Source organism: Candidatus Methylarchaceae archaeon HK02M2, from assembly GCA_024256165.1.
Classification (GTDB): Archaea; Thermoproteota; Nitrososphaeria; order Nitrososphaerales; family JACAEJ01; genus HK02M2.
In genome coordinates, this window is the sequence record JAKLZG010000027.1 from 20,707 (window position 1) to 34,316 (window position 13,610).

The 13,610-nt window shown below is 35.8% G+C and carries 15 protein-coding genes; 13 read left to right on the forward strand and 2 right to left on the reverse strand.

Annotated elements, in window-relative coordinates:
* Positions 1-187: 187 nt before the first annotated feature.
* Complete coding sequence (locus L6N96_02365; GenBank protein MCP8323008.1) at positions 188-1,573, reverse strand: TrpB-like pyridoxal phosphate-dependent enzyme; 1,386 nt, start codon at positions 1,571-1,573, stop codon at positions 188-190.
* A 100-nt stretch (positions 1,574-1,673) separates the two neighbouring features.
* Between L6N96_02365 and L6N96_02370 the strand changes: the two genes are divergently transcribed.
* From L6N96_02370 to L6N96_02380, 3 genes are all read left to right on the forward strand, one after another.
* Complete coding sequence (locus L6N96_02370) at positions 1,674-2,108, forward strand: hypothetical protein (protein ID MCP8323009.1); 435 nt, start codon at positions 1,674-1,676, stop codon at positions 2,106-2,108.
* 428 nt (positions 2,109-2,536) lie between these two features.
* The gene (locus L6N96_02375) at positions 2,537-2,740 is read left to right on the forward strand and encodes a hypothetical protein (protein MCP8323010.1); all 204 of its coding nucleotides are present in this window, start codon (positions 2,537-2,539) and stop codon (positions 2,738-2,740) included.
* A gap of 6 nt (positions 2,741-2,746) precedes the next feature.
* Positions 2,747-3,073 (forward strand): Rpp14/Pop5 family protein, encoded by a 327-nt coding sequence (locus L6N96_02380; protein MCP8323011.1) that lies wholly within the window; start codon positions 2,747-2,749, stop codon positions 3,071-3,073.
* 41 nt (positions 3,074-3,114) lie between these two features.
* Here L6N96_02380 and L6N96_02385 read toward each other — a convergent pair whose 3' ends face one another.
* Positions 3,115-3,573, reverse strand: a complete 459-nt coding sequence (locus L6N96_02385; GenBank protein ID MCP8323012.1) for a PadR family transcriptional regulator — start codon at positions 3,571-3,573, stop codon at positions 3,115-3,117.
* Between the two features lie 249 nt (positions 3,574-3,822).
* Here L6N96_02385 and L6N96_02390 point away from each other — a divergent pair, with 249 nt between their 5' ends.
* From L6N96_02390 to L6N96_02435, 10 genes are all read left to right on the forward strand, one after another.
* A complete protein-coding gene (locus tag L6N96_02390) occupies positions 3,823-5,100 on the forward strand; it encodes an anthranilate synthase component I family protein (protein MCP8323013.1) in 1,278 nt (425 codons plus the stop codon).
* Positions 5,097-5,678, forward strand: coding sequence for an aminodeoxychorismate/anthranilate synthase component II (locus L6N96_02395; GenBank protein MCP8323014.1), 582 nt, complete (start codon positions 5,097-5,099; stop codon positions 5,676-5,678). The genes L6N96_02390 and L6N96_02395 overlap by 4 nt, the downstream gene beginning before the upstream one ends.
* A 2-nt stretch (positions 5,679-5,680) precedes the next feature.
* Positions 5,681-6,742 carry an anthranilate phosphoribosyltransferase gene (gene trpD / locus L6N96_02400; protein ID MCP8323015.1) on the forward strand — a complete coding sequence of 354 codons (1,062 nt, stop codon included), beginning with the start codon at positions 5,681-5,683 and terminating at the stop codon, positions 6,740-6,742.
* Complete coding sequence (locus L6N96_02405; GenBank protein ID MCP8323016.1) at positions 6,735-7,514, forward strand: indole-3-glycerol-phosphate synthase; 780 nt, start codon at positions 6,735-6,737, stop codon at positions 7,512-7,514. The genes trpD and L6N96_02405 overlap by 8 nt, the downstream gene beginning before the upstream one ends.
* Position 7,515: 1 nt before the next feature.
* On the forward strand, positions 7,516-8,145 hold the full coding sequence (locus L6N96_02410) for a phosphoribosylanthranilate isomerase (protein ID MCP8323017.1): 630 nt from the start codon (positions 7,516-7,518) through the stop codon (positions 8,143-8,145).
* The gene (gene trpB / locus L6N96_02415) at positions 8,142-9,341 is read left to right on the forward strand and encodes a tryptophan synthase subunit beta (GenBank protein ID MCP8323018.1); all 1,200 of its coding nucleotides are present in this window, start codon (positions 8,142-8,144) and stop codon (positions 9,339-9,341) included. Before L6N96_02410 ends, trpB begins: the two co-directional genes overlap by 4 nt.
* The gene (gene trpA / locus L6N96_02420; GenBank protein ID MCP8323019.1) at positions 9,338-10,147 is read left to right on the forward strand and encodes a tryptophan synthase subunit alpha; all 810 of its coding nucleotides are present in this window, start codon (positions 9,338-9,340) and stop codon (positions 10,145-10,147) included. Before trpB ends, trpA begins: the two co-directional genes overlap by 4 nt.
* A gap of 224 nt (positions 10,148-10,371) precedes the next feature.
* A complete protein-coding gene (locus L6N96_02425; protein ID MCP8323020.1) occupies positions 10,372-11,586 on the forward strand; it encodes an aspartate kinase in 1,215 nt (404 codons plus the stop codon).
* Positions 11,587-11,743: 157 nt separating this feature from the next.
* Positions 11,744-12,547 (forward strand): 2-amino-3,7-dideoxy-D-threo-hept-6-ulosonate synthase, encoded by an 804-nt coding sequence (locus tag L6N96_02430; GenBank protein ID MCP8323021.1) that lies wholly within the window; start codon positions 11,744-11,746, stop codon positions 12,545-12,547.
* Positions 12,525-13,607 carry a 3-dehydroquinate synthase II gene (locus tag L6N96_02435; protein MCP8323022.1) on the forward strand — a complete coding sequence of 361 codons (1,083 nt, stop codon included), beginning with the start codon at positions 12,525-12,527 and terminating at the stop codon, positions 13,605-13,607. Before L6N96_02430 ends, L6N96_02435 begins: the two co-directional genes overlap by 23 nt.
* Positions 13,608-13,610 lie beyond the last annotated feature (3 nt).

Consider the following 13,610-nt stretch of genomic DNA (forward strand, 5'->3'; position numbering starts at 1 on the left):
ATATCTCTTATGACCTTTAATTCTCTTGAATAAAACTACTATATGGATAAGTTATCAATTATATTTTACTTAAACGGTATCCTAGAAGTGTCATATTTTTCAGAGTACCAAATAAGAGTTTTCCATTAACCTTCCAATTTTACGTTTAAACTAGTATTTAACCGAGTAAAAAATGGAAAGGAATCAGTTAGTAAGGTAGGGTTTCTAACCATGGATAAAGCTTTCTTAACTTATTCATAGCTTTACGAACTTCTTCTTCAGGATACTCGTAGGGTTGTAGTTTACCTTGAAGATAATCGTCGAAGGCTTGCATATCAAAGTGGCCGTGACCGCAAAGTAAAAAGAGAATAACTTTTTCTTCCCCTGTTTCCTTACATTTCAAGGCTTCATCGATGACGCCCTTAATAGCATGAGATGGTTCTGGAGCTGGTATTGTACCTTCAGATTCGATAAAGAGCTTCGCGGCGTTGAAGATCTCTATTTGATTATATGCTCGTGTCTTTAACATCTTCTCTTGTTTTAAGATACTTAGAGTAGGAGCAATCCCGTGATAACGCAGACCTCCAGAATGGATAGGGGGAGGTATGAAATCATGGCCCAATGTATGCATCTTGACTAAAGGTGTAAGCTTCGCCGTGTCCCCATGGTCATACATATATTCACCTTTGGTGATGGAAGGGCAAGCTGTAGCTTCAATAGCTATAAAATCAGTTTCCTTTGGAGCTTTTCCTGAGACTTTATCGTAGTAGAAAGGCCAGAATAGACCTGAGAAACTACTACCTCCACCTATACAACCAAAGATTACATCTGGATAATCCCCGACGAATTCAAGTTGTTTTTTAGCTTCTTGACCTATAACAGTTTGATGTGTTAGGACATGGTTGAAGACGCTACCTATGCTATAGTTGGTTTCTTCATTGGTAAGAGCATCCTCCACAGCTTCACTAATGGCGATACCTAGACTTCCAGAGCTCTCAGGGTCTTCTTCTAAAATCTTTCTACCGGATTCTGTTTTAGTGCTTGGGCTGGCATGTACCTCAGCATTCCAAAGTTCCATCATAATTCTCCTATAAGGCTTTTGATCGTAACTAACCCTAACCATATATACAGTGCATCTAAGATTGAAAAATTGGCAGCCGAAAGCTAGAGCTGAACCCCATTGCCCTGCTCCTGTTTCCGTAGACACACGTTCTTTTCCTTCCCTTAAATTGTAATATGCTTGTGCGATAGCAGTATTAGGTTTGTGACTTCCTGGGGGGCTTACTCCTTCATACTTATAATAAATCCTAGCAGGCGTCTTTAAAGTTTTTTCCAAACCCATAGCTCTAAAGAGTGGAGTTGGTCTCCAAAGACGATAGACGTCCCTTACTTCGTCTGGGATATCTATCCATCTTTCCTTACTCATTTCTTGGGCAATAATCTCCTTTGGAAATATTAAGGGAACTATTCCAGGCCCAGGTGACCTCTTCTTCGGTTCTATTAATGGAGGTAATGGTTTAGGCAGATCTGGTAAGATACAGTACCATTGCTTAGGTATCTCTTCTTCATCTAATAGCACTTTTTTATTAATCATATATTTTCACTTTACACTACTTTGTGACACAAATGTCCATTTATATGCTTTTTCTATAAGAATATTATTATATCCTTCTATCTTTTTGAAGGTGTGAATATTGAAGGGGAAAATAGATTTTTTAACAATTGAAGTTGATTGGATAATTCATGCAACAGAGGATGAAGAAAAGGTAAACAAGAGGATTACTTCATTTTTTCCTTTAAGTGGAAGGTATATTAAATCCTTAAAATCAAGGGGCCATTTTGGCAACCCTATCATCCTTTGCAAGGTTAAATTGTCTGGTTCTGAGTCTGATGAGTTTTTACGTATTTTATTTTCTTCTTTTAACGCTGATGATAAAAAGAAATTGGAATATGAACTTTTAAAACATTTAGATGAAAATGGTGCTTTTTATATCCGTATAAGTAAACAATTATTGTTCGAAAACAAGATTAGTATATCAGAGACAGATGTAATAAGAATAAAGCTCAAGCCTAAAAGTAGTTTAAATCTTAATGAGAAGCTTTCATTTTATAGGAGGTTGCTAAAATAGCGGCAATAGATTCCCATGTATGTATTAAAGATGATTTTAAGAGAACCATAAAGATTGCAAAGCTCCTAGGCTTTTCTGTACTTGCTTTTGAATTAGAAGGTAATTGTGATATAAGAAATAATGTTGTAAATATATGTAAACAAGAAAAAGTAAAATGTATTTTCAGAGCTAATGTCAATGAGTTAAAAAAATCGAAAAAATTTGAAGATTCAATAATTTATGTAGCAAAAGATGTAAATGAGGCAAAAGCATATGACATTCCATTTTATATTCTTGAGGCAGGTAGGACCATTGATGAAGTTTCAAAAGTTAAAGAATTCTGCGCAAAAAAATCAAATGTAAAATTTATAGTTGAATTCGATTTTTATCCGTTGCGTCTATATTTTAATTTCACTTTATCTAATTACTTAAAAAATCTGGCTTTATTGATGAATATCTGTAAGAGAAGAAAGATAACTACGATATTCTCAAGTGCAGCAAGAAGTTATACTGAAATTGTTCCGCCAAGGGTACTTTACAAATTTTACAAACTTATAGGGGGCGACTCGATGATTCGAAGAGAGATATTGTTAGAGATTCCAGATAAACAACTTATAGAGAAGTTGGATCTTGGCACAAAAAATTTTTGGTAGATATTAATGATACATGCAAAAAAGAGGTACATCTTAATCTATTCTGAAGTAGGGTATTTTGAAGATAAAGAGTTGATTAAGACGATGAAAGCAAGAATAATAGATCTTTATGGTGCAATAGGACTACAATCTATCAATCTAAAGATAATGATGACAAGGTCCAATTATCTTATTGTCCGTTGTAACCATGACCGTGTAGATGATCTACTCTTCATAATAAGCTCAATGAAGTTTAAAAATTCTGCTCTTCTTCCATTAAAAGTTTCAGGTACTATAAAGAAGCTTAAAAATATCATATCTGATTTATCGAAAACAATTTTTTTTCAGTCATAGAACCCTTTTTGGGTTCATTTTCTTTATCCCCTTTATATAATTTATAGTTTTTCTATTGTTAAAAATAATTGTTGAAGAGTTTTTCTTATATTATCATCTTTTCTCTTATTTTTATCGATAGTCAGTTCAGCGAGTTCTACCAAAATTTTTGCCATATCGTTTTCAGCAATTTGAGCAATAATTCCTATAAAGAGAAACTGCTTAATTAGGACTTTATCTGCGGATGTAAGGAATGAAGATAATATTCTCCTTCCTTTATTAGTTGTGATATACCTTTTTACATTCGAACCAAAGCCAATCACTTCAGAGATCATCTTCAATGACAAAAGCTCGTTCAAAATGAAATAAATTGAGCCTGGACTAGCTCTCCACTTACCTCGGGTACTTAAATTGATCTGATTTGAGATTTCTATACCACTAATTGGCATTTTAGAAGCAGCTTTAAGGATGAAGATTTTAAGTAAACCCCTTGGTGCACTTATAAAGCTTGATGAATTCAAATATTATCGATTTCAGGAATTTACTGGAGATTATTTAATTTTTTATTGAAATGAATATATATGTACACAAAAGTCTTAAATAGTGCACAATTATAATAAATATGAGGCGATAAAATAGCATGGGTGACTTAGTTTGGCTACAAGAAACTTAAAAGTAGCTCGAATATAAAGTTAAACTTCAAATCATTTCCATACACACAACCCCTAAATATATTCACGAAGATCTATGAACAATTTGATACATGTTATATCCTAGAGTCTGTTACGGGATCAAATAAATTAGCTCAGTATTCATTTATTGGATTTAATCCTAGAATTGTAATAAAGGCGAAAAAGAGAGAACTAGAAATAAGGGATTTAAGAGAAAATAATATAGAAAAAGATTATCTAAAAATCGATCCACTACAAATTATAAAATCGATGAATTTGGCGTTTGACGAAAAATGGCCAAGGTTGATTGGTGGGGCCGTTGGCTATATATCTTTTGATGCTATTACATATTGGGAAAATATAAAATCGAAAAAAGAACATGAATTGAATTCTCCTTATATCGAGTTTGGTATCTATGATGATGGTTTTGTATTCGACCATACAACTAGACAAGCCTTTTATTATTTCAGGGAAAAGGATCTGAGTAACTATATCGAATTAGCGCTCGGAGAGTCTATAAATAAAGATAATCTTTCTTATTCGAAACCTAAAGTGAATATTGATTTTGACTCTTTTTGTGAAAAGGTGATAAAGATAAAAGATTATATATCTTCTGGAGATGTGTTCCAAGCTGTTTTATCGAAGCGATATGAGTTCAATATCAGAGGAGACCTTATCTGCTTTTATGAAGCTTTAAGACGTATAAATCCATCTCCTTATATGTACCTTTTGAAGATGGAAGATCGGCAGATTGTTGGGTCTAGTCCAGAGATGCTTGTCAGAGTAGATAACGGTATAGTGGAGACATTTCCTATAGCTGGCACTCGACCTAAACTAGATGACGAAATAGCTAATTATGCTATACAAAAAGAACTCCTTGTTGATCCAAAAGAATGTGCAGAACATGTTATGTTAGTGGATTTAGCAAGAAATGATCTTGGGAAGGTATGTGAGTTTGGGAGTGTTTGTGTGCCTGAGTTCATGGAAGTGCATCAATACAGCCATGTTCATCATATAGTTTCAAGAGTCCAAGGAAAGTTGAGAAGGAATAATGATGCTTTTGATACGTTTAAAGGAGTGTTTCCAGCTGGAACAGTTACCGGAGCACCTAAGATAAGAGCTATAGAGATAATAGATGAATTAGAGCCCACAAGAAGGGGACCCTACGCAGGAGCTATAGGATACTTTTCTTACAACGGAAATGCAGATTTTGCAATAACTATAAGAACCTTAGTATCAAATGGTAATAAGGCATACATTCAAGTTGGAGCTGGTATTGTAGCAGATTCCGATCCTTTAAAGGAGTGGGCAGAGACTGAGCATAAGGTAAAAGCTTTGATGAAGGCCTTGGAAGCTTCTGGGATGAGCAATAAATGAGAATTCTAATAATAGATAATTATGATTCTTTCGTATATAATTTAGTTCAATATGTAGGTGAGTTAGGTTGCAAGCCTTTAGTATATAGAAATGATCAAATTAACTTCAAAAAAGTAAAGAATCTTAAATTGGATGGTATAGTAATATCACCAGGTCCTGGAACTCCTGAAGATGAGAAGTACTTTGGTAACTGCTCATCGATAATTAAACATGTAGGTAATGAAATCCCTATTTTAGGTGTATGCTTAGGTCATCAAGGAATAATTCATGCATTAGGAGGTAGAATAATTCGTGCCACTAAGATAATGCACGGTAAGACTAGTATGATCAAGCATGATGGATATGGAGTTTTTAAAGATATAGAGAACCCTTTTAAAGCGACTCGATATCATTCACTTGTAGGCGAACGGTCAACGCTTCCTAATTGTTTAAAAGTGACAGCTGAATCTTTAGATGATGGCGAGATTATGGGGGTCAGGCATAGAACATACCCCATAGAGGGACTTCAATTCCACCCCGAATCTATACTTACAGAGAATGGCAAGAAGATAATTAGTAACTTTTTAAATTGTGATTAAGAATGATTAAGGAAGCAATTCGAAAGATTGTATGTGGTAGAGATCTGAACTATCCAGAAGCTGGAGCTATTATGAAAGAACTAATGTCAGGTAAAGCCACAAATGCCCAAATAGCCTCCTTGTTAACGTCTTTGAGGATGAAAGGTGAGAGTGTTGAAGAGATTTCAGCCTTTGCTAAGGTAATGAGGGATTACTGCTTTCAGATACATCCTGATGTAAATAGGCGTATTGTAGATATTGTTGGTACAGGTGGAGATCGAATTAAATCCTTTAACATCAGTACAACATCAGCTTTTGTGGTTGCTGGTATTGGTATAACAGTAGCTAAGCATGGCAATCGTTCATTCACAAGCAAATGTGGTAGTGCGGATGTTCTTGAGAAACTGGGTTATGACCTAAACACAGATCCAGGTTTAGTTGAGAAAGCAGTGGAAAAGATAGGGGTAGGCTTTATGTTCGCTCCAAGATTTCATCCTGCTATGAAATATGCTTCAGAGCCTAGGAAAGAGATTGGAATAAGAACTGTTTTCAACATCCTAGGCCCCATAACCAATCCAGCTAATGCAAAAGGATTCTTGCTTGGCGTTTATGAGAGATCTTTGACGGGGACTATTGCTTCTGTGTTAAAGAATCTAGGTAGTGAAGAGGCGATGGTAGTACATGGCTTAGATGGATTGGATGAGATATCTACTATTGGGAGGACGGAAATAGTAAGGTTAAAAGATGGTGAAATAACCATTATGGATTTTTCTCCCAAACAATTTGGTATTAGATTAGCAAAGCCAGAGGAAATCTCGGGATTTAGTCCAGATGAGAACGCCGAGATCGTTTTTAAAATCATCAACGGATACTACACTGATAGAGACCCAAAGTTGGATATTGTTCTTATAAATTCAGCTGCTGGTATAATAGTTGGTGGACTTGTAGATAAGTTTGATGAAGCATTAGAATTAGCTAATGAGTCTATCAAGAGCGGTGCTACTTATACAAAGCTCAAGGAGATGATAAAGTTTTGCAATGGAGATATGGAAAAACTGGAGGGGTTGGAAACAAAATATGGCTGACTTTCTAGATTTTATAGTTCAAGAAGTTCAAAAGATAATAGAAAAGGGTTATTATGATATCCCAGATAATGGAAGGAAAGTTCATAAGAGTTTAAAGAATGCTATCAAACTTTGTAAGAGGGCACCTATAATAGCTGAGATCAAGCCAGCTTCCCCATTAAAAGGTATACTAAGAGAGAAGATGAAGGTAAAGGAACTAGCACTTGCTATGGAAAGGGGAGGGGCGGTGGGCATATCTGTACTTACTCAACCAACTCATTTCAGGGGTTCGTTACAAAATATAACTACGGTTAGAGAACTACTGAATCTACCACTTTTAATGAAAGACTTCATAATAAGTCCAATTCAGATTGAAGCTGCTGAAAAGATAGGTGCAAATGCCATTCTATTAATTAAGTCGATATTTGATCGTGAATTGAGTTCAAAAAGTTTACATGAGATGATCGAAATTGCTAAGTCGAAAGATATTGAAGTCTTACTAGAAGTTCATAGTGAAGCTGAATTCCAGTCGTCCCTTCAAACTGAAGCTGACATGATTGGGATAAACAATAGAGACTTATCAAGTTTGAGCGTTAGTTTTGAAATTACAAAAAGAATTTTGAGTAAGATCGGAGATGGAGGACGGATAATAATAAGCGAGAGCGGAATAGCCACTCCTGACGATGTAAGGTTGCTATATAATTTAGGTTCACGCGCATTTCTTGTAGGTACGGCTATAATGACTAATAATGATGTTGAGGTCAAGGTCCGTGAACTAGTTGAGGCAATATAAAATGGTAAAAGTAAAAGTGTGTGGTATTACAAATGAGAGAGACCTTGAAGATGCAGTATCTGCAGGGGCAGATGCATTAGGTTTTATTATAGACGTGAAATCATCACCAAGAAGTTTAACTATAGATAGAGCAAGAGAATTAATGAGTAAGGTACCGATATTTGTTAGCTGCGTAGTTGTAACGGTTGTAAATAATTTAGATAAACTTATCATAATACATGATAAGTTAAAACCTGAACACATTCAGATACATGGTGACATTAGTTTACCTAATGTATTTTGTAAAACACGTCTAATAAAGGCTATAACTTTGAAACCTGACAGACCTATGAAAGCTTTGAATGATTTAGAAGATTTTGACGCCGTACTTATTGACTCTTACCTCGAAGGTAAGCATGGTGGAACGGGAATAATCAATGATTTTTACATATGTACAAGAGTAAGGGAGACAATAGATCCAAAGCCCTTGATATTAGCCGGAGGATTAAACCCTGAAAATGTAGAGAAAGCTATTAGAATAGTTAAACCTTTTGCAGTAGATGTCTGCAGTGGGGTTGAGTTATACCCAGGTATAAAGGATCATAAAAAAGTTCACGATTTTATAAAAAACGCAAAGAGGGTTATTGTTTGATAGGTTTTAAGAATCCAATAAATGGGAAATATGGGAGATATGGAGGGCGATTTGTTCCAGAGACTCTAATGAGTGCTATTCTTGAGCTAGAGAAAGCTTATTCGAGGTTAAAGGACGACCCAGACTTCAAAAATGAACTTGAATATTATCTCTCAGAATATGCAGGAAGACCAACCCCATTATATTTCGCTAAAAACTTGACAAAAGAGGTGGGCGGTGCAAAAATCTACCTCAAGAGAGAAGACTTGTTACATGGGGGCGCTCACAAGATTAACAACACAATCGGTCAAGCTCTTATGGCAAGAAAGATAGGTAAAACAAGAGTTATCGCGGAGACAGGAGCTGGACAACATGGTGTGGCTACTGCAATAGCATCTGCAGTCCTTGGTTTGAAAGCTGAAATCTATATGGGTACTGAAGACATCGAACGCCAAAAGCTAAATGTCTTTCGAATGAAATTATTGAATGCCAAAGTCCATCCAGTTAAATCAGGATCGAAAACGTTAAAAGATGCAATAAATGAAGCTCTCAGAGACTGGGTAACGAATATTCAAAATACATATTATCTAATTGGCTCTGTTGTAGGACCTCATCCCTACCCTATGATAGTAAGAGACCTTCAGAGTGTCATAGGAAGAGAGATAAAGTCACAGATAATGAAAAAAGAGCAAAGATTGCCAGAAGCTTTAGTTGCTTGTGTAGGAGGAGGAAGTAATGCAATAGGTACTTTTTACCCTTTTATAAATGATCTCTCTGTTAAGCTATATGGGGTTGAGGCAGCAGGTCAAGGTATAGGGTCAGGTAAGCATGCCGCTTCACTTTGCGCTGGTTATGAGGGTATTTTACATGGGATGCTCACTCACTTTCTTCAAGATGAAAATGGTCAGATATGTACGACTCATAGCATATCAGCAGGACTCGATTATCCTGGAGTTGGACCTGAACATTCTTACTTAAAAGTGATAAATAGAGCTGAGTACTCGAGCGTAACAGATAGTAAAGCTATTGAAGCCTTCCTTAAATTGTCTAAAACTGAAGGTATAATCCCTGCTTTAGAACCATCCCATTCCTTAGCCTTTGCTATTGAGTTAGCAGGAAGTATGAAGAAAGATGATTGTATTATTTTAACTCTATCCGGCCGGGGAGACAAGGATGTCCAAGTCGTCTCAGATTTTCTTAAAGTGAAGGGCAAATGAGTCTAGAGAAAACCTTTAAAAAACTTAAAGAAGAAAGAGAGGGTGCCCTAATCAGCTATATTATGGGTGGAGATCCCCGACCTGACCTGACCCCAAAGATCGCTAGGGCTTTAGTAGAAAATGGGACAGATATCTTAGAATTGGGGATGCCTTTTTCTGATCCTATTGCAGATGGTCCAACAATACAAGAAGCGAATCAAAGGGCATTGAGCTCTGGGACAACCCCTCGAATAGTTCTAGACTTAGCTAATGAGATAAAAGACGAACTTGATATTCCTATTGTTATTCTTACCTATTATAATCCGATCTTTAGAATGGGATTAAAAAAATTCTTCGATATTGCTAAAACGAATAAAGTCGACGGAGTTATTGTTCCAGATCTACCAGTAGAAGAAGCACAAGATTATAAGCTTATAGCCGATATGCATGGATTGGATACCATATTTCTTTCTTCTCCTTCAACATCGATTGATCGATTAGAAAAGATCATCAAATACACTTCAGGATTCCTTTATTTAATATCCCTTTTTGGAGTAACTGGAGCAAGAAAGGAACTTCAACAATCAACAATCCAGATTGTTAAGAAAATTCTCCCCTATACTAAAGGAAAAATACCTATTGCTGTAGGTTTTGGTATTTCTCAATCACATCATATCCATAGCATCATAGAAGCAGGTGCTGATGGAGTTATAGTTGGTAGTGCTTTTGTAGAAATAATCAAGAGAAGTAGCTCTGTAAATAGTATGTTGAATAAAATTAAAAAATATACGAGTGAATTGAAAAGAGCTACAATGCAAAAAGTTTGATATTTGAATTATTATAAATGAATAAATCAATGATTAGATTATTTATAAAATATATAATCAATCTTGTTGAAAGCTTCGTAAAAAAAGATTTAAATATAAATATCTAATTTTCCTTCTAAAAGAGGCGATACACTTTATTTATTATAGATTGCCAATATTTTGCTTAAAAAACTCTATAGATGTCATAATTCCTAGTTCAAGATTTGTTTCTAAAAGGTGATTTTTTGAAGAAACCGATAATTGTAGTAAAATTCGGTGGTTCAGTTTTAATGAATGAAAAGAGCGTGAAAAAAGCTGCTGATATGATAAAATCTGAAGTTGAAAAAGGTTCAAGAATTGTTGTAATTGTATCAGCTCTCAAGGGTCAAACTGATGAGCTTCTTAATTTAGTAAAGAAAATAGCCCCTAATCTTTCGGCTTCTGACCTTGATGAGATATTAGCAATGGGTGAAAAGACAAGCGCTAGAATCATGTCAGCAGCCCTTACTTCGAGAGGTTTGGATTCTTGTGTTATAGATACAGAATCTCCCAATTGGCCTATTATCACTGATGACAAGTATGGCAATGCCGATCCTTCATTTGATGAAACTAAAAAAGCGGTGGATAAAAATTTGCTTTCATTAATAGAATCTGGTAAAATACCTGTCATATGTGGGTTCATAGGTAAAAATAGAGCCAATAAAGTAACAACTATGGGTAGGGGAGGTAGTGACACTACAGCTGTGCTATTGGGTAGTTGTCTAAATGCAAAGGAGGTAGTACTAGTAAAAGATGTAGGTAATATACTTACTGCCGATCCATCAAAAGTAAATGGTTCTGTGCCGATCGATGTTCTTGATCCTGAGGAAGCCTATATACTTGCAGCTGGAGGAGCGAAGATACTTCAAAACAAGGCTCTTAGATATAAAAATGATGATCTCATTGTTAGAATACTAAGTCTTAATAATAAGAGTCTTACCTTAGGAGGAACTGTAATTGGAAAAGGCTCTCTTGGTTACGAGTTTGAATGCTACGATAGACCTATAACTATGGTGACTATAGTAGGTAAAGAGGCATCTGATTCAAGATCGTTAATATTAATTATGGACGAGGTACAAAGATCAGGTGGTGATATAATTTCAATCACATCCGATGAAAAATCATCTATCGTATATATATCTAATGGACGAAAAATATTGAACATATTGCATGAATTGCTAGTTGAGAAAAAGATCGGTAAAGCCGTAAGCTCTTTTGAGAACTTATCTTTAATATCGATCAGAGGAAGGGAGTTAGAGACAAATCCAGGAATTATTCAACGCTTTATAACCCCTTTGGCCGATCAAGGAATAAATATATATGGTTTAGTCACTATAAGTTCATCCCTTAAACTCTTCATATCAAATAATGAAACGGAGAAGGCTCTCACATTACTTAGAAGAACATTAAAAGGAGAGTGAAGACAAAGGTATTGGGCGTAACTAGAATGATAGATCAGAGTTATCTATACTTTTTAGTGAACAATCCCTGGTTTCAAAGAGATCCCAGTATTCTTTGGTTACATTTCCTAAGCCATAAGGGAAGGTTCAGGTTTATCAATATCAAGATGATGTAGGGATGGTCACAGGAAAAAATATTCGTCTAGAAAGACTTACTAAAAATGGTAAAATGATATGTATACCAATGGACCATGGTGTTACAATAGGACCGGTAAAAGGTCTTACGGATATGGATGATATGATTAAAAAGGTCCATAAAGGAGGAGCAACGGCAGCATTAGTTCATAAAGGGATAATCAAATCATTGAAAGAACCCCCGAAAATAGGTTTAATAATGCACCTTTCTGCTAGTACAAATCTTTGTTTAACACTCAATAGAAAGATGAAGATTGGATTTGTTGAAGAGGCTGTAAGGCTTGGAGCCGACGCAGCCTCAATACATGTTAACATAGGATGTAACGAAGAGCCTGAGATGCTCGAAGTATTGGGGAACATAGCCAATGATTGTGATATATTTAATATGCCTCTTATGGCTATGATGTACCCAAGAGGGGAGAATATAAAAGACCCGAATGATCCATCTACAATAGCCCATGTAGCAAGGATAGGAGCCGAGCTTGGTGCTGATATCATTAAGACTATCTACACTGGTGATCAAGATTCGTTCAAGACAGTCATCGAAGGATGCCCCGTGCCCATAGTTATAGCTGGAGGACCAAAGTGTGAAACAAGTCGTGATGTATTGGAGATGGCATATGGATCGATAAATGCAGGCGCTATTGGTGTTGCATTTGGTCGGAATATTTTCCAACATGATCATCCTGAAGCCATAGTACGTGCACTTGATATGATAATCATGCAAGGTAAGAGCATAGAAGAGGCTCTGGAGGTGTTAAAGTATGGTTCTAGAAACAATGGATAGAGAAATCATACTCGTATTGCCAGATGATAAAAATATTACATCTAAAATAATACAGACAGCTATTGAAAATAATATTAATTCTTTTTTCTGTGATCCAGAACTGATCGACAATACTATACGTAGGAAAGTGAAGGTATACTCCTCTTCAGATAAGGGAGATGTGATATTGTTGGACTCTCTGCAAAAAGCAGTAGATGTCAATAAAATGGGAAAAGAATTCGCTTTAAAGATTAAGATTACACAAAAAGCAGATGAAAGTATCGTTGTAAATGCTTCCGAGCAAGGAGCAATGGGCGTCTTTATTGAAACTGAGGATTGGAAGATTATACCCTTGGAGAATTTGGTTGCTCAGTTACATAAGAAAGATACAAAATTATTTGCTAAGATAGATTTTTTAGAGGAAATTCAGACTATGTTCGGTGTGCTCGAGCTAGGTGTAGATGGTATAATATACACTCCAAAAAGTCCTGATGATTTAAAAAGTCTTTTGAGCCTTCTTTCGTTACCAAAGAGCCTTGAGTTGGTACCAGTCAAGATAACAGAAGTAAAGGATATTGGCATGGGAGATAGGGCTTGTATCGATACTGCATCTATGCTTGAAATCGATGATGGAGCACTTATAGGAAGTCAATCAAGTTTTTTCTTCTTAATTCGGAGTGAAGCGATAGCATCAAAATTTTCTGCTCCAAGACCTTTTCGTATCAACGCTGGAGCAGTCCATAGTTACATACTTCTCGCAGATGCTAGCACAAAGTACCTCTCTGAAATAGAAGCAGGAGATGAAGTTCTTATAGTTAACAGTAAAGGCATAACGAAATCGGCGATAGTTGGAAGGTCAAAGATAGAGAGAAGACCCTTGCGCTTATTAAAAGCAATTTATAATAATCTTAAAGCAAGCATACTTGTCCAGAATGCAGAAACGATAAGGCTAGCTGGAAAAAAAGGCGAATTGATTTCAGCTACAGAAATAAAGCCTAACGATGAAGTTCTTGCTTATGTTCAAGAAGTTACGGGTAGGCATTTCGGCATTCAAGTGAACGAACATATCTTAGAAAAGTAGAGC